The organism is Pseudomonas sp. NFACC42-2, assembly GCF_900116055.1.
Taxonomy (GTDB): domain Bacteria; phylum Pseudomonadota; class Gammaproteobacteria; order Pseudomonadales; family Pseudomonadaceae; genus Aquipseudomonas; species Aquipseudomonas marginalis.
Map to the genome: position 1 here is coordinate 19736 of NZ_FOZO01000026.1, position 24950 is coordinate 44685.

22 protein-coding genes and 3 tRNA genes are annotated in these 24950 nt (G+C 58.8%); 17 read left to right on the forward strand and 8 right to left on the reverse strand.

Going from position 1 to position 24950, the window contains the following annotated elements; genetic code table 11:
• Positions 1-72: 72 nt before the first annotated feature.
• From alaS to mgtE, 6 genes are all read left to right on the forward strand, one after another.
• Complete coding sequence (gene alaS / locus BM416_RS27580) at positions 73-2691, forward strand: alanine--tRNA ligase (RefSeq protein ID WP_065926189.1); 2619 nt, start codon at positions 73-75, stop codon at positions 2689-2691.
• Between the two features lie 94 nt (positions 2692-2785).
• A complete protein-coding gene (locus BM416_RS27585) occupies positions 2786-4027 on the forward strand; it encodes an aspartate kinase (protein ID WP_065939088.1) in 1242 nt (413 codons plus the stop codon).
• Positions 4028-4202: 175 nt separating this feature from the next.
• A complete protein-coding gene (gene csrA / locus BM416_RS27590; RefSeq protein WP_003233512.1) occupies positions 4203-4391 on the forward strand; it encodes a carbon storage regulator CsrA in 189 nt (62 codons plus the stop codon).
• A 62-nt stretch (positions 4392-4453) separates the two neighbouring features.
• Positions 4454-4544: transfer RNA gene (locus BM416_RS27595), tRNA-Ser, on the forward strand.
• Between the two features lie 108 nt (positions 4545-4652).
• Positions 4653-4729, forward strand: a tRNA-Arg gene (locus tag BM416_RS27600).
• Between the two features lie 340 nt (positions 4730-5069).
• On the forward strand, positions 5070-6512 hold the full coding sequence (mgtE, locus tag BM416_RS27605; RefSeq protein ID WP_092490086.1) for a magnesium transporter: 1443 nt from the start codon (positions 5070-5072) through the stop codon (positions 6510-6512).
• Positions 6513-6609: 97 nt separating this feature from the next.
• Here the strand turns inward: mgtE and BM416_RS27610 are convergent, their stop codons facing one another.
• The 3 genes from BM416_RS27610 to BM416_RS27625 form a co-directional block, all read right to left on the reverse strand.
• Positions 6610-6936 (reverse strand): Arc family DNA-binding protein, encoded by a 327-nt coding sequence (locus BM416_RS27610; protein ID WP_003175643.1) that lies wholly within the window; start codon positions 6934-6936, stop codon positions 6610-6612.
• A gap of 397 nt (positions 6937-7333) precedes the next feature.
• Positions 7334-7513, reverse strand: coding sequence for a PA3371 family protein (locus BM416_RS27620; RefSeq protein WP_092490088.1), 180 nt, complete (start codon positions 7511-7513; stop codon positions 7334-7336).
• 11 nt (positions 7514-7524) lie between these two features.
• Positions 7525-7755 (reverse strand): hypothetical protein, encoded by a 231-nt coding sequence (locus BM416_RS27625; RefSeq protein WP_092490089.1) that lies wholly within the window; start codon positions 7753-7755, stop codon positions 7525-7527.
• 327 nt (positions 7756-8082) lie between these two features.
• On the opposite strand from BM416_RS27625, the gene BM416_RS27635 reads away from it, so the two are divergent.
• Both BM416_RS27635 and BM416_RS27640 read left to right on the forward strand, forming a co-directional pair.
• Positions 8083-8159, forward strand: a tRNA-Arg gene (locus BM416_RS27635).
• A 289-nt stretch (positions 8160-8448) separates the two neighbouring features.
• Entirely contained in the window at positions 8449-9831 is a 1383-nt protein-coding gene (locus BM416_RS27640) for an MFS transporter (protein WP_065926186.1), read from the forward strand.
• Between the two features lie 58 nt (positions 9832-9889).
• On the opposite strand, the gene BM416_RS27645 is transcribed toward BM416_RS27640, so the two are convergent.
• The 4 genes from BM416_RS27645 to flgA all read right to left on the reverse strand — a co-directional run bounded on the left by BM416_RS27645 (position 9890) and on the right by flgA (position 12484).
• Complete coding sequence (locus BM416_RS27645; protein WP_092490091.1) at positions 9890-10639, reverse strand: flagellar brake protein; 750 nt, start codon at positions 10637-10639, stop codon at positions 9890-9892.
• Between the two features lie 96 nt (positions 10640-10735).
• Positions 10736-11206, reverse strand: coding sequence for a flagella synthesis protein FlgN (locus BM416_RS27650; protein ID WP_027607781.1), 471 nt, complete (start codon positions 11204-11206; stop codon positions 10736-10738).
• A gap of 48 nt (positions 11207-11254) precedes the next feature.
• Positions 11255-11578: a flagellar biosynthesis anti-sigma factor FlgM gene (flgM, locus tag BM416_RS27655; protein ID WP_065939081.1), complete on the reverse strand. Its 324-nt coding sequence runs from the start codon at positions 11576-11578 to the stop codon at positions 11255-11257.
• 141 nt (positions 11579-11719) lie between these two features.
• Positions 11720-12484: a flagellar basal body P-ring formation chaperone FlgA gene (gene flgA / locus BM416_RS27660; protein ID WP_092490092.1), complete on the reverse strand. Its 765-nt coding sequence runs from the start codon at positions 12482-12484 to the stop codon at positions 11720-11722.
• 92 nt (positions 12485-12576) lie between these two features.
• On the opposite strand from flgA, the gene BM416_RS27665 reads away from it, so the two are divergent.
• The 7 genes from BM416_RS27665 to BM416_RS30505 all read left to right on the forward strand — a co-directional run bounded on the left by BM416_RS27665 (position 12577) and on the right by BM416_RS30505 (position 18844).
• Positions 12577-13509: a chemotaxis protein CheV gene (locus BM416_RS27665; RefSeq protein ID WP_027607784.1), complete on the forward strand. Its 933-nt coding sequence runs from the start codon at positions 12577-12579 to the stop codon at positions 13507-13509.
• 41 nt (positions 13510-13550) lie between these two features.
• Positions 13551-14378, forward strand: coding sequence for a protein-glutamate O-methyltransferase CheR (gene cheR / locus BM416_RS27670; protein WP_027607785.1), 828 nt, complete (start codon positions 13551-13553; stop codon positions 14376-14378).
• Between the two features lie 307 nt (positions 14379-14685).
• Complete coding sequence (gene flgB / locus BM416_RS27675) at positions 14686-15093, forward strand: flagellar basal body rod protein FlgB (protein WP_003175633.1); 408 nt, start codon at positions 14686-14688, stop codon at positions 15091-15093.
• Positions 15094-15096: 3 nt separating this feature from the next.
• Positions 15097-15540: a flagellar basal body rod protein FlgC gene (gene flgC, locus BM416_RS27680; RefSeq protein ID WP_024076985.1), complete on the forward strand. Its 444-nt coding sequence runs from the start codon at positions 15097-15099 to the stop codon at positions 15538-15540.
• A 16-nt stretch (positions 15541-15556) separates the two neighbouring features.
• Positions 15557-16282: a flagellar hook assembly protein FlgD gene (flgD, locus tag BM416_RS27685; RefSeq protein WP_027607786.1), complete on the forward strand. Its 726-nt coding sequence runs from the start codon at positions 15557-15559 to the stop codon at positions 16280-16282.
• A 31-nt stretch (positions 16283-16313) separates the two neighbouring features.
• Positions 16314-17618 (forward strand): flagellar hook protein FlgE, encoded by a 1305-nt coding sequence (gene flgE, locus BM416_RS27690; protein ID WP_092490093.1) that lies wholly within the window; start codon positions 16314-16316, stop codon positions 17616-17618.
• A 140-nt stretch (positions 17619-17758) separates the two neighbouring features.
• Entirely contained in the window at positions 17759-18844 is a 1086-nt protein-coding gene (locus BM416_RS30505; RefSeq protein ID WP_139237784.1) for a hypothetical protein, read from the forward strand.
• 133 nt (positions 18845-18977) lie between these two features.
• On the opposite strand, the gene BM416_RS27705 is transcribed toward BM416_RS30505, so the two are convergent.
• Positions 18978-21872, reverse strand: a complete 2895-nt coding sequence (locus BM416_RS27705; protein WP_092490096.1) for a ribonucleoside-diphosphate reductase subunit alpha — start codon at positions 21870-21872, stop codon at positions 18978-18980.
• Positions 21873-22608: 736 nt separating this feature from the next.
• Between BM416_RS27705 and BM416_RS27710 the strand changes: the two genes are divergently transcribed.
• Together BM416_RS27710 and BM416_RS27715 are read left to right on the forward strand one after the other, a co-directional pair.
• The gene (locus tag BM416_RS27710; protein WP_065939076.1) at positions 22609-23334 is read left to right on the forward strand and encodes a response regulator; all 726 of its coding nucleotides are present in this window, start codon (positions 22609-22611) and stop codon (positions 23332-23334) included.
• Complete coding sequence (locus BM416_RS27715; RefSeq protein WP_092490097.1) at positions 23331-24941, forward strand: ATP-binding protein; 1611 nt, start codon at positions 23331-23333, stop codon at positions 24939-24941. The genes BM416_RS27710 and BM416_RS27715 overlap by 4 nt, the downstream gene beginning before the upstream one ends.
• The last annotated feature ends 9 nt before the right edge of the window (positions 24942-24950 follow it).

Genomic DNA, 24950 nt, shown 5'->3' on the forward strand with positions numbered 1-24950 from the left:
CGGCCTTTTGCCGTCGCTCCGTCTGATGATGTTGCGCACTGGCCTTTGGCCGCAGCCTCCGTGGAAGAACCTATGAAAAGCGCAGAAATCCGTGAAGCCTTCCTTCGCTTCTTCGAAGAGCAAGGTCACACCCGTGTCTCCTCCAGCTCCTTGATCCCAGGCAATGACCCCACCCTGCTGTTCACTAACGCGGGGATGAACCAGTTCAAGGACTGCTTCCTGGGCCAGGAAAAACGCGCCTACACCCGCGCCACCAGCAGCCAGAAGTGCGTACGTGCCGGCGGTAAGAACAGTGACCTGGAAAACGTCGGCTACACCGCTCGCCACCACACGTTCTTCGAAATGCTGGGTAACTTCAGCTTTGGTGATTATTTCAAGAAAGACGCGATTACCTTCGCCTGGACCTTCCTGACCGGCGTGTTGAAGCTGCCCAAGGAAAAACTCTGGGTGACCGTCTACGCGACGGACGACGAAGCGTATGACATCTGGACCAAGGAAATCGGGGTGCCCGTCGAGCGCATGATTCGCATCGGCGACAACAAGGGCGCGCCTTACGCTTCCGACAACTTCTGGACCATGGGCGATACCGGCCCATGCGGCCCATGCACCGAGATTTTCTACGATCACGGCGCCGACATCTGGGGTGGCCCGCCGGGCTCGCCGGAAGAAGACGGCGACCGTTACATCGAGATCTGGAACAACGTGTTCATGCAGTTCAACCGCACCGCCGATGGCGTGTTGCATCCGCTGCCAGCGCCTTCGGTGGACACCGGCATGGGCCTGGAGCGGATCAGTGCGGTGATGCAGCACGTTCACTCCAACTACGAGATCGACCTGTTCACCAACCTGCTGAGCGCGTCGGCCGCGGCCATTGGTTGTGCCAATGAAAGCCAATCGTCCCTCAAGGTGGTGTCGGACCACATCCGTTCCTGCGGTTTCCTCATCGCCGACGGCGTACTGCCGTCCAATGAAGGCCGTGGCTACGTGCTGCGTCGCATCATCCGTCGCGCCTGCCGCCACGGTAACAAGCTGGGCGCCACCGGCAGCTTCTTCTACAAGATCGTCGCCGCACTGGTTGCCGAGATGGGCGATGCCTTCCCGGAACTCAAGCAGCAGCAGGACAACATCGAGCGTGTGCTCAAGGCTGAAGAAGAACAGTTCTCCAAGACCCTGGAGCACGGCCTGAAGATTCTGGAACAGGACTTGGCCGAGCTCAAAGGCACCGTGGTGCCGGGCGACGTGGTGTTCAAGCTTTACGACACCTATGGTTTCCCGATGGACCTGACCGCCGACATTGCCCGTGAGCGCGAGCTGACCGTCGACGAAGCCGGCTTTGAGCGTGAGATGGAAGCCCAGCGCGTGCGCGCCCGTTCTGCCAGTTCCTTTGGCCTGGACTACAACACCCTGGTCAAGGTTGACGTGCCCACCGAGTTCACCGGTTACAAGGCGACCGTTGGCGCGGCCAGGATCGTTGCCATTTATAAAGATGGTAAATCGGTCGACGTGTTGAGCGAAGGCGAAGAAGCGGTTGTGGTCCTGGACCAGACGCCGTTCTACGCCGAATCCGGTGGCCAGGTCGGTGACTGTGGTTTCCTGAGCTCGACCTCCGGTCGTTTCGAGGTGCGCGACACCACCAAGACCGGCGGTGCGTTCCTGCATCACGGCGTGCTGGTGCTGGGCAACCTGACGGTCGGTGCGCCGGTGGACACCCAGGTCGATGCCGACGTACGCCATGCCACCGCGCTGAACCACTCGGCCACGCACTTGCTGCACGCCGCGCTGCGCCAGGTGCTGGGCGAGCACGTCCAGCAGAAGGGGTCGTTGGTCGACAGCCAGCGCCTGCGTTTCGACTTCAGCCACTTCGAAGCGATCAAGCCTGAGCAGATCAAGGCCCTGGAAGACATCGTCAACGCTGAGATTCGCAAGAACTCCCCGGTAGAAACCGAAGAGACTGACATCGAGACGGCCAAGGCCAAGGGCGCCATGGCGCTGTTCGGCGAGAAGTACGGCGACAACGTGCGCGTGCTGAGCATGGGCGGCGACTTCTCGGTGGAGCTGTGTGGCGGTATCCACGCCAACCGTACCGGCGATATCGCCCTGCTGAAGATCATCAGCGAAGGCGGCGTGGCGTCGGGTGTGCGTCGTATTGAGGCGGTGACCGGCGCTGCGGCCCTGGCCTACCTGAATGCGGCGGAAGAACAACTCAAGGAAGCGGCCAGCCTGGTCAAGGGCAGCCGCGACAACCTGATCGACAAGTTGTCCGCCGTTCTGGAGCGCAACCGTGCGCTGGAGAAACAGCTGGAGCAGTTGCAAGCCAAGGCGGCCAGCGCTGCGGGCGACGATCTGTCGGCTTCGGCCGTTGACGTCAAGGACGTGAAAGTCCTGGCTGCACGCCTGGACGGCCAGGACGGCAAGGCGCTGTTGGCCCTGGTCGATCAGTTGAAGAACAAGCTCGGCCGCGCAGTGATCCTGCTCGGCAGTGTCCATGAGGAGAAGGTCGTGCTGGTTGCCGGTGTAACCAAGGACCTGACTGGCCAACTCAAGGCCGGTGATTTGATGAAGCAAGCCGCTGCGGCAGTGGGCGGGAAGGGCGGCGGTCGTCCGGACATGGCGCAAGGCGGTGGTGTAGACGCCAGTGCCCTGGACGCGGCCCTGGCCCTGACCGTGCCATTTGTCGAGGCAGGTATTTAAGGCACTGTTAACCCGCCCGTGGTCTAGTCACGGGCTGTTCTGTGCTGGTTGATTGGATATTAGGCGCCCCTTTACGGGCTGAGGCGGCTTGGAAATGGCTTTGATCGTACAGAAATTTGGAGGCACCTCGGTCGGCTCTGTCGAAAGAATCGAGCAGGTGGCCGACAAGGTTAAGAAATTCCGCGATGCCGGTGACGACCTGGTCGTGGTGCTGTCGGCCATGAGCGGCGAGACCAATCGCCTGATCGAACTGGCCAAGGCCATCAGTGGCGAGCAACAGCCGCTGCCGCGTGAGCTGGATGTGATCGTGTCCACCGGCGAGCAGGTGACCATCGCCTTGCTGGCCATGGCCCTGAACAAGCGTGGCGTGCCTGCCGTGTCCTACACTGGCAGCCAGGTGCGCATCCTCACCGACAGCGCGCACACCAAGGCGCGGATCCTGCAGATTGACGACCAGAAAATTCGCAGTGATCTGAAAGCCGGGCGCGTGGTAGTTGTAGCGGGCTTCCAGGGTGTGGACGAGCACGGCAACATCACCACCCTCGGGCGTGGCGGTTCTGATACCACCGGTGTGGCCCTGGCTGCGGCCCTCAAGGCTGACGAGTGCCAGATCTACACCGATGTGGATGGCGTCTACACCACCGACCCGCGTGTGGTGTCCGTGGCCCAGCGCCTGGACAAGATCACCTTTGAAGAGATGCTGGAAATGGCCAGCCTCGGTTCCAAGGTGTTGCAGATCCGCGCGGTGGAGTTCGCCGGCAAGTACAACGTTCCGCTGCGCGTATTGCACAGCTTCAAGGAGGGTCCGGGCACCCTCATTACTATTGATGAAGAGGAATCCATGGAACAGCCGATCATTTCCGGCATCGCTTTCAACCGCGATGAAGCCAAGCTGACGATCCGTGGCGTGCCAGACACCCCGGGCGTGGCCTTCAAGATTCTGGGCCCTATCAGCGATGCGAATGTTGAAGTCGACATGATCGTGCAGAACGTCTCGCACGATAACACCACCGATTTCACCTTCACCGTGCACCGCAACGAGTACGATGCGGCGTTGAAAATCCTGGAGAACACCGCGAGCGAAATTGGCGCCCGTGAAGTGGTCGGCGATACCAAGATTGCCAAGGTCTCGATCGTAGGTGTGGGCATGCGTTCCCATGCCGGCGTTGCCAGCCGGATGTTCGGGGCTTTGGCCAAGGAAAGCATCAATATCCAGATGATCTCTACCTCGGAAATCAAAGTCTCGGTGGTGATTGAAGAGAAGTACCTGGAGCTGGCTGTACGCGCGCTGCATACAGCTTTCGAGCTGGATGCTCCGGCCCGACAGGGCGAGTGACGCAATGCCAGGAAGGCGCGGTTTACCGCGCCTTTCATTTTTTTGTAGGGCGCATGGTCTTTTGCGTGCGCTCGACAATACTTAGGCCGTTAGGGCTATGGCTATCGAGTCGTAGGTCGAACGCCTTTTTTTTGCAGACTGTTGTTCCTGAAATGAAATGCGTGAGGAGAAAGGTATGCTGATTCTGACTCGTCGGTGCGCAGAAAGCCTGATTATCGGTGATGGCGAAATCACCGTGACCGTGCTCGGCGTCAAAGGCAATCAAGTGCGTATCGGGGTTAACGCTCCGAAAGAGGTGGCGGTCCATCGCGAGGAAATCTTCTTGCGGATCAAGAAAGAGAAGGACGAAGAACCAAGCCTTTAATTTTTATCGTTTTTTATGTTTGCAAACGGGGATGAACGTGGTTAATATACGCCCCGTGTTGCGGAGAGCTGGCCGAGTGGCCGAAGGCGCTCCCCTGCTAAGGGAGTACACCTCAAAAGGGTGTCGGGGGTTCGAATCCCCCGTTCTCCGCCATTATTTGCTTAGTACGTTGCAATCTGGTTTTTTCGCTAAGTTGTTGAAATTAAACGAAAAAATAGCTTTACATAGAGATTGAACGGCCTATAATGCGCGGCAACAAATGCACTCGTAGCTCAGCTGGATAGAGTACTCGGCTACGAACCGAGCGGTCACAGGTTCGAATCCTGTCGAGTGCACCATACAAACAAAAAGCCCGCCTAGTGCGGGCTTTTTGCCGTCTGGGGTTTGTGTAGATCCTTATCTTTTTCTCCTCCCTCGTGTGTTTTTCATTCCGGTGATGGCGTCGCAGTTGAATAGGTGTGGCCAATACTCAACTTTGGCTCGCAAGCGCTTGTTCTTTCCAGTTTTTTGACGTTAAAAACGGACGCACGGTGTATCATTGCGCCCGTCAGCCCCGCCGGGGCTTATGGAATACCTCCATGGACTTACCCAGTAGTTACTCAGTACCCCGTTTTACCAATCATGAATTGACTGATTGATCCTTCCGGCGTGCCCCGCTGCTGGGAGTGGAGTTCGCCTATGACCGAAGTAGAAGTAAAGAAAACACAAGAAAGCCTGCAGGATCGCCTTGCTCAAGTCATCGAGCTGCTGCAGCGCCAGCGCGTGGTCGAAGATTTCACGCACCGCCAGGAAGGTCCGAATAACGACCTGGTGGAAAACCTGGTTCACCGCCAGAACCTCGTCGAGTTGCAACGCAAGCTCGATGACCTGCACTCCGCCGACGTTGCCTACATTCTCGAAGCCTTGCCGCTGGATGATCGACTGACCCTCTGGCAGTTGGTCAAGGCCGACCGCGACGGCGACATCCTGCTCGAAGTATCCGACTCGGTCCGTGAAACCCTGATCGCCGACATGGACGATCACGAGCTCCTGGCGGCCGCCAGGGAGATGGACGCTGACGAACTGGCCGACCTGGCTCCAGAGTTGCCGCGTGATGTTGTCCATGAGTTGATGGAGGCCCTTGACGGCCAGCAGCGTGAGCGCGTGCGCTCCGCGTTGTCCTATGACGAGGATCAGGTCGGCGCACTGATGGACTTCGAGATGGTCACCATCCGCGAAGACGTCAGCCTGGAAGTGGTCTTGCGTTACCTGCGCCGGCTGAAAGAGCTGCCGAGTCATACCGACAAACTGTTCGTGGTCGACTATGAAGGCATTCTCAAAGGCGTGCTGCCGATCAAGCGCCTGTTGGTCAACGATCCTGAGAAAAAGGTTGCTGACCTGATGGCCAGCGATACTGTGAGCTTTCACCCTGATGAGGATGCCTACGACGCAGCGCAGGCCTTTGAGCGTTACGACTTGATCTCCGCCCCGGTGGTCGACAAGAACGGCAAGCTGATCGGCCGTCTGACCATCGACGAAATCGTCGACTTGATTCGTGAAGAGAGTGAAACCGAAGTCCTCAACATGGCGGGTTTGCGTGAAGAGGAAGATATTTTTGCGTCAGTCTGGCGTTCCCTGCATAACCGCTGGGCGTGGCTGGCCGTTAACCTGATTACCGCGTTTATCGCCTCCCGTGTGATCGGGCTGTTCGAAGGTTCCATCGAGAAGCTGGTGGCCTTGGCGGCGTTGATGCCGATTGTGGCAGGCATAGGTGGTAACTCGGGCAACCAGACCATCACCATGATCGTACGCGCCATGGCGCTGGACCAGGTCAGTACCGCCAACTCTTCGCGCCTGCTGCGCAAGGAGTTGGCCGTGGGCCTGATCAATGGCCTGGTGTGGGGTGGGGTGATTGGTGTGGTGGCCTACTTGCTGTACGGCAGTTGGTCCCTGGGGGTGGTCATGACCGCTGCCATGACCCTTAACCTGCTGCTGGCGGCCCTGATGGGGGTGCTGATCCCCATGACCCTGGCACGCCTTGGGCGCGACCCGGCCATGGGCGCCAGCGTGATGATCACGGCCATGACCGACAGTGGTGGCTTCTTCATCTTCCTCGGTTTGGCGACGATCTTCCTGCTCTGATCTGTCTCGGGCGGGCGCCCTCTGCAGAATGTCGAGCCCTATGAATCCCAGGCAAAAAAAAGCCAGCACAGGGCTGGCTTCGGCTTTCAGTGGCGGATCAATTGGCTTCTGCGGCCGCCTCGACGTCGTGCGCGATAAGCGAGACGAGAGCATTTTGCTGGCGATGGGAGAGCTGACGAAAACGCTGCAGCAGTTCGCGTTCGTGCAGCGACAGCTCGGGGCTGTCCAGGCGCATGCTCAGTTCGTCACCCAGCGCACCTTCCTGAATAAGGCTCTGCTCCAGGCGCGCGATGATTTCGGAGTTCATGCTGCGGTGATGATTGCGAGCCACCTCGGCAATGCGTTCCCGCATTCCGTCTGGCAGACGTACGACGAACTTGTCAGCCGTACGGCTGGAATAAATTGCCTGTTTCAATGGGCGCATATATTTAACCGGTTAGTTCAGGGGAGCGGTTATTGGAATTGGCCGCAAGATGAGTGTTAAGACAAGACTCACGACCAAAGTTCAACCCGAATTGCAAAGAGGCCGCATCATGCCTCAGATTTGCCAGTTCCTTGGCGTCAATTCTGTGACAAATATTGAACTGCCTGGAGGCTTTATGCCAGCACTCATTTGCATTTTTGCGGACTGGTTGGAAAACTTTTCCACGAGTGATTCCACGAGGGAACTTCCCGTAAGTCCAGGCCACCACAGGGTTTTAGGTCGCACATCCTATAGCAAAGTGGCCTTTTGCCCTTGGTTTTAAGACTAGTGGCAATTTGCCGATTTACTAGGACGAGGCGACATAAGGTAGGGGAGGGCAGCGCAGAGAAGGGAGGGGTCAGCGCAAAACCGGATCAAATTTGATTCGGCGACCGACGAAGAGCGTCAAGAGAAGCAGGCCTGCGAAAACGCCGGCGGCGACGAATGCGCTGGTTTGCCCATCCTGGGAGCTTGCACTCAGGCCCATAAGGCCAGTGGTGATGGTCAGGCATAGGAACAGCCAGGCAAATTTGCTCATCATCAGTGTCCTTAAAAAACCCAGTGTTCAGAGGCAGGCGCGGCCTGGATGCCTTGAGTCACGCGTACTGGCGCTTGTGCATTCGGCGTCATCACGGCCAGTTGCGGACGTTGTTGCAAGTGGTGGGGAACTGCCTGCTGGCTGATCTGGGCGGGGTCGTTGCTGCCCGTCGATTGGAAATGGAACATCACCAGTGCAGCCAGGGCGACGGTGTTGAGAGCTAACAGAATGGCACTGTTCATGGTCGTGTTCTCCGTTTAATGCCTTGGCTGGATGGGGTTTGCAGGAGAACTGTTGCAGGTGTCGTGCCAATGTATTAATTCAATAAAATCAATGTGTTGAGTGTGAATTGAGAAGGGCTCGGATTGCAATTTGCAATGCTGGCATTTTGGATGGTTGCATTTTGCACGATCAGGCCAGGTGCCCGTATTCGCGGGGCGAAACCGCAATTGCTCGGGCAAGGCTCGGCCTACACTTAAAAAGCCCACGGACGACATGACAAAACCCACCTCGGCCGTTAACATGCACGCCGTCCGTCGCAGTGCCCTTGGCCTGATGGCTGTCATTTTGTCCCAGTAGCTCAATTGGATAGAGCATCCCCCTCCTAAGGGGAAGGTTGGCCGTTCGAACCGGCCCTGGGACACCAGATTCGTAGCCCATTAAAGAAGGCCCCGCACAGAACCTCCTGGCGGGGCTTTTTTGTGGGCGCTCGATCTTTTTGCACCCGGGTCGAACCTTGCCGCCGATCAAGGTTCACAGCAGGTGCCGTGATGTATTTGTCGCAACCATGTACCTTGCGCGCCATCCGACAGCGTCTGAGCTGTTAAGCAAAATAATCCCCGGAAACAGCGCATGTTGCCTGTCCGGACCCGGTCACCCCGGACTATCATGCCGATAGCCCTGTCTCTCACCGCAAGGAGCCGCTCGGAACGCCGATGCGCCAGATCTGGAAATCTTTTCGAGCCCTTTATTTCGCCTCCTTGATGATGCTGATTGGCTCCGGCCTGCTCAGTACCTACCTGGCCTTGCGCCTGGCGGCCGACCATGTCGACAGTCTATGGGTGGGTGCGCTGATGGCGGCCAACTACTTTGGCCTGGTACTGGGCGGCAAGATCGGGCATCGCCTGATTGCCCGGGTCGGGCATATCCGTGCCTATGCCACCTGTGCCGGGATTGTCGGTGCGGCGGTGCTGGGCCATGGCCTGGTCGATTGGCTGCCGGCCTGGATTGTGCTGCGGATAATCGTGGGCCTGGGGATGATGTGCCAGTACATGGTCATCGAGAGCTGGCTCAATGAGCAGGCAGATGCCAAGCAGCGTGGCGTAGTGTTCAGCGGTTATATGATCGCCTCCTACCTGGGTCTGGTATTGGGCCAGTTGATACTGGTGATGCATCCCCAGCTTGGCCTTGAGCTGCTGATGCTGGTGGCGCTGTGCTTCGCCCTATGCCTGGTGCCGGTGGCCATGACCCGGCGCATTCACCCGGCGGCCTTGCATCCTGCGCCGATGGAGCCGCGCTTCTTTATCAAGCGCGTGCCGCAGTCGCTGAGTACGGTGTTGGGGGCGGGGTTGATCGTCGGTTCGTTCTACGGCCTGGCGCCGCTGTATGCCTCCCAGCAAGGGCTGAGCACCGAACAGGTGGGTCTGTTCATGGGTAGCTGCATTTTTGCCGGGTTGCTGGTGCAATGGCCCCTGGGCTGGTTGTCGGATCGTTATGATCGCGCGCTGCTGATCCGCTGCTTCGCCTTGTGCCTGGCGGTGGCGGCACTGCCGTTGGCAATCATGACCCAAGTGCCGCTGGAAGTGCTGTTTGTGGCGGGCTTCCTGTGTTCTCTCGTGCAGTTTTGCCTGTATCCCTTGGCGGTGGCGTTTTCCAACGACCATGTGGAGGGGGATCGCCGGGTATCGCTGACGGCCATGCTGCTGGTGACCTACGGTATCGGCGCCAGTGTCGGGCCGTTGCTGGCGGGTGTGGTGATGAAGCTGTTCGGCAGCCAGATGCTGTATGCGTTTTTCAGTCTGTGCGCGCTGATCCTGGTGTGGCGAATCCGGCCTAAAGCGGTGACCAATCTGCACCAGGTGGAAGATGCCCCCCTGCATCACGTGGCAATGCCCGACAGTATGTCGAGTTCACCGCTGGTAGCGGCGCTGGACCCGCGGGTCGACGAGCAGGTGGTGCAGGAGCAGATGCAGACTGTCCCTGATCCCGAGCCGCAGGTCGATCCGGAGCCGCCGGTGGATGAGCCCGTCTTCGAAGGGCCACCTGAGCCCCTGGGGCCGGACGAGCATCCTCACGAATTGAGCAGGGCGCGCCCCTGAAAACAAAAACGGGCAGATCCCAAAGGGTCTGCCCGTTTTTTTCTGCGATCGTTAAGGATCAAAAATCGTCGTCTTTGTCGAACCGTCGTGCTTCACGCTGCAGCTGGTACACAAAACGCTCGACCTGGCGTTGCACCAAACCACTCATGTTGTGGAAGCGCACACCGGCAAAGGTCGTGTTGATCCTTTCCTCGAAGTGCAGGTATCGCAGTTCGACGGCGGTGGTCATGCTGCCAAACGGCAGGGCTGCGATAAAACGGTCGTAGACCTGGCCCAGTTGCAGGCGCTCGGAAATATCGCCTTCAAAACGCAATTTGCAGCCGGTGGCGGAAATATCCAGCAGTTTGCCGTTGACCGGCAACTGAAGTTTCTCGCCGCCCAGCTCGATATTTACCAGTTGCGCCAGCTTCAGTGCGGCGCGGAAGGCATTGCGGCGCTGATGATAGACCACCTCGTCCGGCAGGCTGCCGGTGTAGATACGGTGGCCGCCTTTTTCGCTGATGGTCAGGGTGCCCTTGCTTTCCCAGGCGATGCGTACGCCATCATGGAAACCTTCGATGCGAAAGGGTTCGCCGTTTTCGAGGTGGCGCTCGCCGTCGCGGGGGATCATTTCGTCCAGCGCCAGCATGTTGCTGTCGCGGTTGACGTCCACCAGGTAGCTCTGGAAGCGCTGGCTGCGTTCGTGGAAAGTGATGATCAGCGGATCATGGCTGTCTTGCAGCATCCGCAAGGTGCCGGCGATTTCCAGAGGCGTGGTGAGGACCTTGGGTGGCTGCGGGGCATCTTCCGCATTAAGGGCGTTGAACACGGTTCTTCCATCTCCAGACAAAATACGACTACACGCAAGAACCGGCATTTTGCCAGCATGTGGCGTGCCTTGGATAGGGCGCGCTGTAAACCGGTGTCAGGCTTGGCTGCGGGTGCTTGGCTTGACCAGGCGCGAGGTGGAGCCCTGGGCGTTATAGAGTGCCGGAGGCTCTCCGCCGTGGAGTATACGCAACTGGTTGGCGGTCGTGGCTTGCTGAAGCTGGATCGACTGACCGTTAAGCAGGTTGGCTTCCTGGCACTGGGCGAGCAATTGGTTGAGTTCTTTGCTCTGGGCCAGCAGTTGATCGCCGACCGAGGAGTGGCTGGCCAACTGCGCCAGGCCGTCGTGGTCTGCCGGCAGGCCGAGGCTGATGAGGATCTGGCTGCGTTTTTTGCCGTGCTGTTCCAGCAGGACGATCAACGACTGCTTGCGTGCCAGAATTTCTTCCAGCAGCGGCATGTCCCGGCCATACAGGGCCAGTGATTCTTCTTTGAGCAGCTCGAGCAATTGTTGCGTCGGCGCTAGATCATCAATGATCAGTTGAAGCAAATGTTCGTCGTGATGCATGGCTGGCCTTGGGTTTTAAGCGTCCAAAAGCCCTGCGCAGGCCTTTGCCTAGCGCTCGGCTTCGAAGTTAAGCAGCTTGCTGGCTACACGGTTGCTGTCGACTTTATAGCTGCCATCGGCGATCGCCTGTTTCAATTCGGCCACGCGGGCTTTATTGACGACCGGTTGATCGCGCAGCGAGTCAGTGACCTTCTGCAACTGTTGAGCCTCATTGCTCAGGTGTACGGATTCCCCGCTCTGGCTGGCACTGGCCTGTTCTGCCTTGGCGGGCAGCGCCGGAGCCTTGGCTTCTACGTTGTCCTTGGGACTGGTGGTGCGCGTAGTGCCTGACGTCGTCGGGGTGTTATTCAAACGGCTGAAATCGATGACCATGATAAAAAAACCTCTGGGTATTTGGACGCTTGCCATGTTTTCGGCCATACCCGGACAAACTTTAGGCGCGAATGACAATAAATCTCCGCACGGGGCCTCTCGTGCACAGTGTAGGAAAACCCAGCGTCCTGTACCAGTAGTCTATAAAGCGACCTCGACTTGCCCTGGGGCTGTTACCCGCGCCTTGATCACGCGGTTGGAGTTGAGGTTCTTGACGCGAATCTGTTCGCTCATGCCGCCGTTGGACAGTGCTTCGCCCGGCATTTTCACATTCAAGCCGCCGCTGCTCGCGGAAATCACCACCTGGTCGCCCTTGCGGATGACCTCCGCCTGTTCCAGGTGCACCAGGGTAATGACCTGATCGGTGACCACTGGTCGGGTCAATCTCTGCCCGATGGCCTGGTCCAGGGATGTCAGGTAGCCCTGGCTGATCTGGCTGATGTCGCGCTCACGCAGTACGACGTCCTCGAAATCGATGATGCCCGTGCGTTTCAGCGGGCGGGCAACCACCACCACATCACGGAACAATTTGACCTGGGCCGGTACAAACACGGTCCAGGGCGAGGCACCTTCGCAGCGTACCTTTACCGTTACGCGCCCGATCGGTTGTGCGGGACTTTCCAGGGTCGCTGTCAATTCCTTGTCGCACATCGGCATGCGCAGACGCGGGTCCAACTGGTTGACCTGGATTTCATAACGCCCCGGCGTCTGTGTGGTTGCCAGATAATCTTCTACAGTGAACTCAAGAAAGCCTTGGGTGACGCCGATAAGTAGATCAGGCAAGGTGACGTTCTCTGCACGGGCCGTGGTGCCCAGGCTGAAGGCAAGCAGCGCCAGCGGTGCGCAGAGCAATCTGCAAAACCGTGTCAGGTGAAGGCGTCGGGAAACTGTCGTTTTAATGTCCATAATTCAACAAATAGCAAAGCTCGTGCCGTTTTAGTGTTGGGGCGCGCCGCCCTTGTAGGTATAGCCAAAGGTTTTAGCGTAGGAGTCATGGCATGGCAGGAGTAATGGATTCAGTAAACCAGCGCACACAGCTGGTAGGGCAGAATCGCCTGGAGTTGCTGCTGTTTCGCCTGGATGGCAAGCAGCTGTATGGCATCAACGTATTCAAGGTGCGGGAAGTGCTGCAATGTCCCAAGCTGACGATCATGCCAAAGTCCAGTCCGGTGGTGTGCGGTGTGGCGAATATTCGTGGTGCGACTATCCCGATTCTTGACCTGGCCCTGGCCACCGGTTCGGCCGGCCTGCAGGATCGCGAGAACCCGTTCGTGATCATTACCGAGTACAACACCAAGACCCAGGGTTTCCTGGTGCGCTCGGTGGAGCGCATCGTCAACATGAACTGGGAAGAGATCCATCCGCCGCCCAAGGGCACCGGTCGCGATCACTACCTCACGGCGGTGACGCGGGTCGATAACCAGTTGGTGGAGATCATCGACGTGGAGAAGATCCTCGCCGAAGTGGCGCCCACCTCGGAATCGATTTCCGTGGGAGTGGTCGACGCCGAAACGGCGCACAAGGCGGTCTCGCTGCGTGTGCTGACGGTGGATGACTCCTCGGTGGCGCGTAAACAGGTGACTCGCTGCCTGCAAACCGTCGGCGTGGACGTTGTCGCCCTCAATGACGGGCGCCAGGCGTTGGATTACCTGCGCAAGCTGGTGGATGAAGGCAAGAAGCCGGAAGAAGAATTCTTGATGATGATCTCTGACATCGAGATGCCGGAAATGGACGGCTATACCCTCACCGCTGAGATACGCAGCGATCCACGCATGCAAAAACTGCATATCATCCTGCATACTTCGTTGTCGGGCGTATTCAATCAGGCGATGGTCAAGAAAGTCGGTGCCGATGACTTCCTGGCCAAATTCCGCCCTGATGACCTGGCATCCCGGGTAGTCGACCGGATCAAGGCAGCAGATCACGGCTAGGGTTTTCCCCTGGCGGTCATACGATTTTAGAGGCGGTATCAGTGTCTACGGGTAATTTGGATTTTGAACAGTTCCGGGTCTTCCTGGAAAAAGCCTGTGGCATATTGCTCGGTGAAAACAAGCAATACCTGGTATCCAGCCGTCTTAACAAACTGATGGAGCAGCAGGGCATCAAGTCCCTGGGCGAGTTGGTTCAACGGATCCAGGGCCAGCCGCGCAGTGGCCTCAAGGAGATGGTGGTCGATGCCATGACCACCAACGAAACCCTGTGGTTTCGCGATACCTACCCCTTTGAAGTGCTCAAGAGCAAAGTGCTGCCGGAGGCCATCAAGGCCAGCCCGGGCCAGCGCCTGCGTATCTGGTCGGCCGCCTGCTCTTCGGGTCAGGAACCGTACTCGATTTCGATGTCCATCGATGAGTTCGAGCGGACCAACATGGGCCAACTGAAAGCCGGAGCGCAGATCGTCGCCACCGACCTGTCCGGCACCATGCTCACCAACTGCAAGACCGGCGAGTACGACAGCCTGGCCCTGGGCCGTGGCTTGTCCCAGGAACGCTTGCAACGCTACTTCGACCCGAAAGGGGCAGGGCGTTGGGCGGTCAAGGCGCCGATCAAGAACCGTGTGGAGTTTCGCTCGTTCAACCTGCTCGACAGCTACGCCAGCCTGGGCAAGTTCGACATGGTGTTCTGCCGCAACGTGCTGATCTACTTCTCGGCCGAGGTGAAGAAAGACATCCTGTTGCGCATCCACGGCACCCTCAAGCGTGGCGGCTACCTGTTTCTCGGTGCATCCGAGGCGCTCAATGGTTTGCCGGATCACTTCCAGATGGTGCAATGCAGCCCTGGGATCATCTACCAGGCCAAATAATCAGGCCAAATAATAATGTGGGAGGGGGCTAGCTCCCGATAGCGGTGTATCAGTGATAGAGACATCAACTGATCAAACGCTATCGGGGGCAAGCCTCCTCCCACATTTGTTTCTGCGGCAAAGTTGAAGAAAGCGGCAACTCCCCATTGCCGCTTTACTGGCGCCACGCGGAAACCCGTTGCCGCTTTTCTGGCATTGCCGCCGGCAAGCTCTTCGCAACCCCTTGATTTACGGGGGTATCAGATATTGGCATGCGCCTTGCTATAACCCTGTTAACGAACAGCAGGTCAGCCTAAAGGTTTCCGCCATGAGCATCAGCTTCGATAAAGCGCTCGGTATCCACGAACAAGCCCTGGGCTTCCGCGCCCAGCGTGCCGAAGTCCTGGCCAACAACATTGCCAACGCCGACACCCCGAACTACAAGGCTCGGGACCTGGATTTCTCCGCCGTGCTCGCCGCACAGCAGGACAAGACCAAGAACGGCACCTTCGCCTTGAACATGACAAACAGCCGTCATATCGAAGCACAAGGCCTGAGCAGTGGTGACGAGTCGCTGCTGTATCGCACGCCGATGCAGCCGTCGATCGACCAGAACACCGTCGACGCCCAGCTGGAGCAATCGGCCTATGCCGAGAACTCGGTGAACTTTCAGGCCAGCTTTACCCTGCTCAACAGTAAATTCAAAGGGCTGATGTCAGCCCTGCGTGGAGAGTAAGCCATGTCCCTGTCCAGTGTTTTCAATATTGCCGGCAGTGGCATGAGCGCGCAGACCACGCGCTTGAACACCGTCGCCAGTAACATCGCCAACGCCGAGACCGTGTCTTCGAGCATCGACCAGACCTACCGCGCCCGTCACCCGGTGTTCGCCACCATGTTCCAGGGTGGCCAGAGCGGTGGCAGCGATTCGCTGTTCCAGAACCAGGATGCGGCCGGCCAGGGTGTGCAGGTGCTCGGTGTGGTCGAAGACCAGAGCAACCTCGAGGCCCGTTACGAGCCGAACCATCCTGCCGCGAACGAAAAGGGTTATGTCTATTACCCCAACGTCAACGTGGTCGAGGAAATGGCAGACATGATCTCCGCCAGCCGCTCGTTCCAGACCAACGCGGAAATGATGAACACCGCCAAAACCATGATGCAGAAGGTCCTGACCCTGGGTCAGTGATAAGGGGCGCCAAATAATGGCCATCGTTGATACCACGACCAACACGGCAGTCCAGGACCTTTTCAACTCCAAGGTCAAGACCGCCACCGACAACACCACTGTCGCCGACGCTACCAAGACGGCGACAGGCAGCCAGTCCCTGGGCAAGGACGCGTTCCTGCAATTGCTGGTGACCCAACTGAAAAACCAGAACCCGCTGTCGCCTCAGGACAACGGTGCGTTCGTGGCCCAGTTGGCCCAGTTCAGCAGCCTGGAAGGCATCAATACCCTGAACGACTCGGTCAATGCGATCTCCAGTAACTTCAGCTCGTCGCAGGCGCTGCAGGCTTCGTCGCTGGTGGGGCGCTCGATCATCACCCAGACCAACAAGGCCTTGGTGGACACGAGCAAGAGCATGACCGGTTCGGTGGCGGTGACTGCGGCGACAGGCAACGTCTCGATCAAGATCTCCGATAAAGACGGCAACGTGGTGCGCACTATCGATATGGGTGCCCAAAGCGCGGGTTCGTCAGACTTTATCTGGGATGGCAAGAACGAGAACGGTGAGGTCGCCCCGGCCGGCACCTACACCTTCGCGGCGACGACCAAGAACGACAAGGGTGAGTCGGTGGCCATGGCGACTTCGTTGCCGGCAACGGTGACCAGCGTGACGTTGAGCAAGACCGGCGGCGAAATGCTGCTGAACCTTGCAGGTGGCATGGGCAGCGTCAAGCTGTCGCAAATTCAGACTATCGGTACATAGAGCCGGCTAAATACGGCAGAGGGAGAGAAACATGTCTTTTAATATCGGCCTTAGCGGCCTCTATGCGGCCAACAAACAACTGGACGTAACCGGCAACAACATTGCCAACGTTGCGACCACTGGCTTCAAGTCGTCCCGTGCGGAATTCGCGGATATCTACGCCGCGTCCAAATTGGGCACCGGCCAGAACAGCATCGGCAACGGTGTGAACCTGGCAGCGGTGTCCCAGCAGTTCACCCAGGGTGACGTCAACAACAGCGGCGGCGTGCTGGACATGGCGATCCAGGGCGGTGGCTTCTTCGTGCAGAAGGGCAGCGATGGCTCGCTGGAATACACCCGGAGCGGTGCCTTCCGTGCCGACAAAGACGGCTACATCACCAACAACACCGGTACCTCGCGCCTGCAGGGCTACGCGGCAGATGACGACGGCAAGATCATCAAAGGCGGCTTGACCGACCTGCAACTGAACCTGTCATACCTGCCGCCGAAGGCGTCCACCAAAGTGGACTCCACCAGTAACCTGAACTCGTCGGAACCGGTGATCAACCAGACCACCAAGCCGTTCGATCCGACCGACACCACCACCTTCACTACCCAGTACAGCACCACGTTGTACGACTCTCAGGGCAACTCCCACGAGATGGTGCAGTACATGGTGAAAACCGACGCCAACCAGTGGAGTTCCTACACGCTGATTGACGGTCGTAACCTGGATGGCTCCAAGCCTACCACCACCGGTACTACTGCTCCCGTGCCGTCGATATTGAGCTTTGACGGTGCAGGTAAACTGACGGGTATCAGCACCGGTGGTGTGGCGGGCACGACCCTGACGCTCGCCGGTTGGATCCCGGGCTCGGTGACCAATGGCGTATGGACGCCTAACAAGGCTACAGCGCCAAACATTGCCGTCAACATGGCCAATATCACCCAGTACAACTCCGCCAGTTACCGCAACCCGCCGACCACCGACGGTTACGCCACTGGCCAGATCACCGGCCTGAAAATCGACGGCAATGGCGTAATGTTCGCCACGTTCAGCAACCAGCAGAGCAAGGCCATCGGCCAGATCTCCCTGGCCAGCTTCAACAACGAGCAAGGCTTGCAGCCATCGGGCGGCACCACTTGGAGAGAGACCTTCGCTTCGGGCCAGCCGGGTTATGACTCCCCGCAATCCGGCACCCTGGGTTCGATCGTGGCCAACTCCCTGGAGAACTCCAACGTCAACCTGACCAACGAACTGGTGGACCTGATCAAGGCCCAGAGCAACTACCAGGCGAACGCCAAGACCATTTCCACCCAGAGCACCATCATGCAGACCATCATTCAGATGACCTGATGCCATGGCGTAATGCGCTTGTTTAAAAACCCCTCGATCGAGGGGTTTTTTTTTGACAAGAATCGAATGGAACATTCTGTGCCTGTCGCGTCACCCATCATCCGAAAGCCATTGAGCTATCTGACATCGGGAGAGGGGGCATGGGGAGCTTATTATCGGAGGTTGGCCATCACAGCAGCAATTCGCATTTTCATACTGTAGGACCGGGGTGGTATCCGGCTTGGGGGGGTGGGCCGACTGCGCATAAGGTCAGCGTCGGAAACCTGCTCAGGGCACTTGAGGATGCGAAAATTACTGGCAAGGGCCAACTTGTCAGAGAGCTGCGCGACAAACTTTATGAAAAACGCGAGGAGCTCGGCGATGCAAGGTTCAAGGGCATCCTTAATGAGTTGATCGGGGCGAATGAAACATTTAATGCGCCTCGTGCGTCCCATGGGTTTCTCAGTGAGCAGTTAAGGGAATGGTTCTCTGAGTCAGGTGTGGCGCCGGGAGGCGGCGGTAGTCATGGCCGCAGTGGCGGGGTGAGTGGCGGTTACGGAAATAACAGTAGTGTTTTCGGTGGTGGGCCACGTGATTCTGGTGGTGGGCCACGTAATTCTGGCGGTCCGCTTTTCAGTGGGGCAGACCTCGGTGATTATCGGCCCGATTTGTCTCTTGATAATCCCGGTAAAAAACCCAAGGACGTCTTCGCCGGATTTAGTCAGGGGGCGCAAGGTAACTGTGGGACCGTCTCTGCGATCAAGGCGTCAATGATGCATTTTGGTCAGAAGGCTACTGATGTTTTTAAGGAGGTGAAAGAGGTAGGGGATGGCTACGACGTAACCATGCGGGATGGCTATAAACTTCATCTTACTAAGGATGAATTGAAGCAGGCTGCCATCGCGGCGAACTTCAAGGGTAACGATAAGGAGCTGATGAAAGAAGCCATTTTTATGTTTGCCGTAAGTGCCAAGCGCGCCCAAGAAGAAGGCAACGATGGTAAGAGGGGAATGACTTACGCGCAGGCGCTTGCTTCGTTAAATGATGGCGAGTGGAGTAAGGAGGCCTTTGATCGTCTGGGCTTGAAGAATCACGTCAGGCAAGTGAGCCTGGATGATTTGGCCAAAGGGGTCGTCGGTACTGCCGATACGTCTTTGCATTCGGTGGCAGTGGTTCACGGCAGAAAGGAGCTGTGGGGGAAGGTCGGAGGGCGTCCAACTAAAGGCATAGCCTTTGGTTTCATATGACTTGTGCCGCGGGTGCCGGCGCCAAATAAAGCCGTTGCGGTGTTTGTTGCAACCCCCCCCGATAAACCCTACTGCATCCAGGTCTATCGGGGGGGAGCAAGCCCTGAGCATTCAGCCCCGGGATCGGCTCAGCTTATTGACAAGCTTCGCAATCCGGTTCGTCGATCGCGCAGGCCTTTGGCACTGGCGCCGGGCCGGCAGGCGCGGCGAGCACCGAATCGTCACCGTGGTTACCGCTGGACACAGCGTTCAGCTTGCCGGTGTTGATGGTCGATTTCTCGGTGCTGGTCGCGGCCAGGGCACGGAGGTAGTAAGTGGTTTTCAGGCCACGGTACCAGGCCATGCGGTAGGTCACGTCGAGCTTCTTGCCCGATGCGCCGGCGATGTACAGGTTCAGCGACTGAGCCTGGTCGATCCACTTCTGGCGACGGCTGGCGGCGTCGACGATCCACTTGGTGTCCACTTCGAAGGCGGTCGCGTAGAGCTCTTTGAGTTCCTGCGGGATGCGTTCGATCTGCTGCACGGAACCGTCGTAGTACTTCAGGTCGTTGATCATGACCGAGTCCCACAGGCCGCGGGCTTTCAGGTCGCGAACCAGGTACGGGTTGATCACGGTGAATTCGCCCGACAGGTTCGATTTCACATACAGGTTCTGGTAGGTCGGTTCGATCGACTGCGATACGCCAGTGATGTTGGCGATGGTCGCGGTCGGTGCGATGGCCATGATGTTGGAGTTACGGATGCCTTTCTGCACACGGGCACGTACCGGTGCCCAGTCCAGGGATTCGTTCAGGTCAACGTCGATGTATTTCTGTCCGCGCTGCTCGATCAGGATCTGTTGCGAATCCAGCGGCAGGATGCCCTTGGACCACAGCGAACCCTGGAACGTCTCGTAGGCGCCGCGCTCGTCGGCCAGGTCGCAGGAAGCCTGGATCGCGTAGTAGCTGACCGCTTCCATGGACTTGTCGGCGAACTCGACCGCAGCGTCCGAACCGTAGGGAATGTGCTGCAGGTACAGCGCGTCCTGGAAGCCCATGATGCCGAGGCCGACCGGACGGTGCTTGAAGTTGGAGTTCTGCGCCTGTGGCACCGAGTAGTAGTTGATGTCGATCACGTTATCGAGCATGCGTACGGCGGTGTTGACGGTGCGTTCCAGCTTGGCGGTGTCCAGCTTGCCGTTGACGATGTGGTTCGGCAGGTTGATCGAGCCCAGGTTGCAAACGGCGATCTCGTCCTTGTTGGTGTTCAAGGTGATCTCGGTGCACAGGTTCGAGCTGTGGACCACGCCCACGTGCTGCTGCGGGCTGCGCAGGTTGCACGGGTCCTTGAAGGTCAGCCATGGGTGGCCGGTTTCGAACAGCATCGACAGCATTTTGCGCCACAGGTCCTTGGCCTGGATGGTCTTGAACAGCTTGACCTTGCCTGGGTATTCGGTGAGGGCTTCGTAGTACTCGTAGCGCTCTTCGAAGGCCTTGCCGGTCAGGTCGTGCAGGTCCGGCACTTCGGATGGCGAGAACAGGGTCCACTTGCCGTCATCGAAGACACGCTTCATGAACAGGTCAGGGATCCAGTTGGCGGTGTTCATGTCGTGGGTACGACGACGGTCATCGCCGGTGTTCTTGCGCAGCTCGATGAACTCTTCAATGTCCATGTGCCAGGTTTCCAGGTAGGCACACACGGCGCCTTTGCGCTTGCCGCCCTGGTTGACCGCTACGGCGGTGTCGTTCACGACTTTCAGGAACGGTACGACGCCCTGGGACTTGCCGTTGGTGCCCTTGATGTACGAACCCAGTGCACGCACTGGTGTCCAGTCGTTGCCCAGGCCACCGGCGAATTTGGACAACATGGCGTTGTCGTGGATCGCGTGGTAGATGCCCGACAGGTCATCCGGCACGGTGGTCAGGTAGCAGCTCGACAGCTGTGGACGCAGGGTACCGGCGTTGAACAGGGTCGGAGTGGACGACATGTAGTCGAAGGACGACAGCAGGTTGTAGAACTCGATCGCACGGTCTTCTTTGTGCTTCTCTTCGATCGCCAGGCCCATGGCCACGCGCATGAAGAACACTTGCGGCAGTTCGAAGCGGATACCGTCCTTGTGGATGAAGTAACGGTCGTACAGGGTTTGCAGGCCCAGGTAGGTGAACTGCTGGTCGCGCTCGTGGTTGATCGCCTTGCCGAGTTTTTCCAGGTCGAAGGTGGCCAGGACCGGGTTCAGCAGTTCGAATTCGATACCCTTGGCGATATAGGCAGGCAGCGCCTTGGCGTACAGCTCGGCCATTTCGTGGTGGGTGGCGCTGTCGGCCACGCCCAGGAAGCCCAGGCCTTCGGCACGCAGGGTGTCCATCAGCAGGCGCGCGGTCACGAACGAGTAGTTCGGCTCGCGTTCAACCAGGGTACGGGCGGTCATCACCAAAGCGGTGTTGACGTCGGTCAGGGCCACGCCGTCGTACAGGTTTTTCAGGGTTTCGCGCTGGATCAGGTCACCGTCGACTTCTTCCAGGCCTTCGCAGGCCTCGGTGATGATGGTATTCAGGCGGCCCAGGTCCAGCGGCGCGAAGCTGCCGTCGGCCAGGGTGATGCGGATCGACGGGTGCGCTTGCACGGCGGCTTCTTCGGCCGGGGTGCGGACGGCACGTTCCTTGGCGCGCGAATCGCGGTAGATCACGTAGTCGCGGGCGACTTTCTGCTCGCCGGCACGCATCAGGGCCAGTTCGACCTGGTCCTGGATTTCTTCGATGTGGATGGTGCCGCCCGACGGCATGCGACGCTTGAAGGTCGCGGTAACCTGTTCGGTCAGGCGGGCAACGGTGTCGTGGATGCGCGACGAGGCAGCAGCGGTGCCACCTTCAACTGCAAGAAACGCTTTGGTGATGGCGACGGTGATTTTGTCATCGGTGTAAGGAACGACAGTCCCGTTACGCTTGATCACGCGCAATTGGCCAGGTGCAGTGGCGGACAGATCCATAGTCGAATCGGCGGCCTGCGGCACGGAGCCTTGCGGGTTCTCGCGAGTTGTGTCGGTTTGCATGGGGGGTTGTCTCCACATTTCTATATTTATTTGGGCACCATCACGGTGCCCACCGTTCCGTCCTGAAGCACTTACAGCAGGCCTGGGCCTGGCATAACAACTTCGGGACAGGAGGAAGGGAGCTGAACGCGCCGCTTCCATGCCGAAGTCTTCGGTTCGGGGCTCAAACGCCCTTGGCCGTATTCCTGGTGGGTGACAGTTGCCAGGTTCAAGCACTGCAACACCCGTACCGTTTTCCGCTGTTGGAGCTGGAAAACGGCTGCCATCCGCTTGAGCGGTTTGGGCTTTCAAAAAATGCTTGGATTAGACCCAACAGAAGCAAGAAAGGGCTTGAGTTTCTTGTCTGATTTGTGTTGGGTCTTTTCGCTGAAAACCCTACATGTAGGGTTTTTTTTGCGACGAGCTACAAGATAATGCGTTTTGGGGGGCTTAGCAACGTACTGCCTGTGGATAACGTTGTGGGTAAAATGTGTATGAAACGTGGAACACCCGTGTAGGCCGCAGCACTGCTGGATTCGGCCGTTTGTCACTGAATATTCCAAGTTGAAAACAGCCGGTTGGATTTTTGAGGGCGCGAACCCTATCACAGAAAAGCGCGATCACCGAATGGATTTCCCGGCTTGTGCGAGAGGGCTTGGGCATGGCTACAATCGGCCTCTGTTATGCCCTCAAAACATTACAAATAAGGTGTGGCCGACTCGGTCAAAGCATCCCTTTATAACAACGAGGTTCACCCGTGGAGCAAGAAGCCTGGCACATCCTGATTGTCGAGGACGACGAGCGACTCGCCGAGTTGACCCGCGATTACCTGGAAAGCAACGGCCTGCGGGTTTCCGTGGAAGGTGATGGCGCCCTGGCTGCGGCGCGGATCATCGCCGAGCAACCGGACCTGGTGATTCTCGACCTGATGCTGCCCGGCGAAGACGGCCTGAGCATTTGCCGCAAAGTGCGCGAACGCTACGACGGCGTGATCCTGATGCTCACCGCCCGCACCGACGACATGGACCAGGTGCTCGGCCTGGACATGGGCGCCGACGACTACGTATGCAAACCCGTGCGCCCGCGCCTGTTGCTCGCGCGTATCCAGGCCCTGTTGCGCCGCAGTGAGCCGGCGGAACCCGCCAGCGTGGAAAGCCAGCGCCGCCTGCAATTCGGCCCGCTGCTGGTGGACAACGCCCTGCGCGAAGCCTGGCTGCAGGGTGAAGGTATCGAGTTGACCAGTGCCGAGTTCGACCTGCTGTGGCTACTGGTGGCGAATGCCGGGCGCATCCTGTCCCGCGAAGAAATCTTTATCGCCCTGCGCGGCATCGGCTACGACGGCCAGGACCGCTCCATTGATGTGCGCATCTCACGGATTCGCCCGAAAATCGGCGATGACCCGATCCACCCACGGCTGATCAAGACCATCCGCAGCAAAGGCTATCTGTTCGTCCCTGAAGCCGCTGCCGATATGCCGTTGTGAACTCGATCTTCCTGCGAATCTATGGCGGCATGTGCGCGGCGCTGATTCTGGTGGCGCTGCTCGGCGTGCTGGCCCTGCACCTGCTCAACGAGGTGCGCAGTGGCCAGTACCGCGAGCGCCTGGCCCACGGCACCTTTGCCTTGATGGGCGATAACCTGCAGCCCATGAGCGCCATCGAACGCCAGCGCGCCCTGGCCGTGTGGGAGCGTTTGCTCGGCATCCCCCTGGAATTGCGCAGCCTCACCGATGCCCAACTGGACCTCAGCCAGCGCACCCGCCTGCAACGCGGCCAGGTGCTGGTGGAGCAGACCGGCCCCCACGCCGCCCGGGTGCTGCGCCTGGTCAGCGATAAGGAACAGTGGGTGCTGACCGGGGAGGTGCAGCAGATCAGCGAGCAACTGGCCCGCGCGACCATTTACCTGCTGGCCGACGAACTGGTGCGCTTCCCCGTGGCCGAGCAGCCGCAACGGCTGGCGGATATAAAGGAAGCCAAGGGCTTTGGTTTCGAAATGCACCTGATGACCCTGGATCAGGCCGATATGGACGACGACCAACGCCGCCGTGTATCGGAGGGCGATACGGTCATGGCCCTGGGCAAGGGCGGCGATTCGATCCGCGTGTTTGCCGGCATGGTCGGCACGCCCTGGGTGCTGGAGCTCGGCCCGCTGTACCAGATGAGCCCGTACCCGGCGCAATGGCTGGTCCTGATCGCCTTGATCGGCCTGACCCTGATCGGCCTGATTGTCTATCTATTGGTGCGTCAGCTTGAGCGCCGGCTCCGAGGCCTGGAAGCCGCCGCCACGCGCATCGCCAAAGGCAACCTCGAGGTGCGTGTGCCGGCCCGGGGTGCCGACTCGGTGGGGCGCCTGGCGGCGGCCTTTAATGGCATGGCCGAGCACCTGCAGCAACTGTTGGCGATCCAGCGTGAACTGGTGCGCGCGGTGTCCCATGAACTGCGCACACCGGTGGCACGCCTGCGCTTCGGCCTGGAGATGATCGGCGACGCCGCCACGCCTGAAGCACGGCGCAAGTACCTGGAAGGCATGGACAGTGATATCCAGGACCTCGACGGCCTGGTGGATGAAATGCTCACTTATGCAAGGCTGGAGCAGGGGGCGCCGGCGTTGATTTTCCAACGGGTCGACCTCGATGCGCTGCTTGACCAGGTGATTGGCGAATTATCGCCACTGCGCCCGCAGGTGACCGTGGCCAGGGGGATTTGCCTGTCGTCGGCACATTGGGATGACGCTTGGGTCGATGCCGAGCCGCGCTACTTGCACCGCGCCCTGCAAAACCTGGTGAGCAACGCCATGCGCCACGCCCAGGGCCGGGTGCTGATCAGTTATCAGGTGGGCCAGGTGCGCTGCCGCATTGATGTGGAGGACGACGGGCCCGGCGTACCGGAAAGTGCCTGGGAGCGTATCTTCACGCCGTTCCTGCGCCTGGACGACAGCCGCACCCGTGCCTCGGGTGGGCATGGCCTGGGGTTGTCGATTGTGCGGCGCATCATTTATTGGCATGGCGGCAGGGCGTTGATCAGCAAAAGCAATAATTTGGGCGGAGCGTGTTTCAGCTTGAGTTGGCCCAGGGATCAAGATAAACCCTGATGTCGGTCT

Coding starts and splice junctions, on each gene's coding strand:
- alaS (WP_065926189.1), top strand. CDS start 73: ATGAAAAGCGCAGAAATCCGTGAAGCCTTCCTTCGCTTCTTCGAAGAG.
- BM416_RS27585 (WP_065939088.1), top strand. CDS start 2,786: ATGGCTTTGATCGTACAGAAATTTGGAGGCACCTCGGTCGGCTCTGTC.
- csrA (WP_003233512.1), top strand. CDS start 4,203: ATGCTGATTCTGACTCGTCGGTGCGCAGAAAGCCTGATTATCGGTGAT.
- mgtE (WP_092490086.1), top strand. CDS start 5,070: ATGACCGAAGTAGAAGTAAAGAAAACACAAGAAAGCCTGCAGGATCGC.
- BM416_RS27610 (WP_003175643.1), bottom strand. CDS start 6,936: ATGCGCCCATTGAAACAGGCAATTTATTCCAGCCGTACGGCTGACAAG.
- BM416_RS27620 (WP_092490088.1), bottom strand. CDS start 7,513: ATGAGCAAATTTGCCTGGCTGTTCCTATGCCTGACCATCACCACTGGC.
- BM416_RS27625 (WP_092490089.1), bottom strand. CDS start 7,755: ATGAACAGTGCCATTCTGTTAGCTCTCAACACCGTCGCCCTGGCTGCA.
- BM416_RS27640 (WP_065926186.1), top strand. CDS start 8,449: ATGCGCCAGATCTGGAAATCTTTTCGAGCCCTTTATTTCGCCTCCTTG.
- BM416_RS27650 (WP_027607781.1), bottom strand. CDS start 11,206: ATGCATCACGACGAACATTTGCTTCAACTGATCATTGATGATCTAGCG.
- flgM (WP_065939081.1), bottom strand. CDS start 11,578: ATGGTCATCGATTTCAGCCGTTTGAATAACACCCCGACGACGTCAGGC.
- flgA (WP_092490092.1), bottom strand. CDS start 12,484: ATGGACATTAAAACGACAGTTTCCCGACGCCTTCACCTGACACGGTTT.
- BM416_RS27665 (WP_027607784.1), top strand. CDS start 12,577: ATGGCAGGAGTAATGGATTCAGTAAACCAGCGCACACAGCTGGTAGGG.
- flgB (WP_003175633.1), top strand. CDS start 14,686: ATGAGCATCAGCTTCGATAAAGCGCTCGGTATCCACGAACAAGCCCTG.
- flgC (WP_024076985.1), top strand. CDS start 15,097: ATGTCCCTGTCCAGTGTTTTCAATATTGCCGGCAGTGGCATGAGCGCG.
- flgD (WP_027607786.1), top strand. CDS start 15,557: ATGGCCATCGTTGATACCACGACCAACACGGCAGTCCAGGACCTTTTC.
- flgE (WP_092490093.1), top strand. CDS start 16,314: ATGTCTTTTAATATCGGCCTTAGCGGCCTCTATGCGGCCAACAAACAA.
- BM416_RS30505 (WP_139237784.1), top strand. CDS start 17,759: ATGGGGAGCTTATTATCGGAGGTTGGCCATCACAGCAGCAATTCGCAT.
- BM416_RS27705 (WP_092490096.1), bottom strand. CDS start 21,872: ATGCAAACCGACACAACTCGCGAGAACCCGCAAGGCTCCGTGCCGCAG.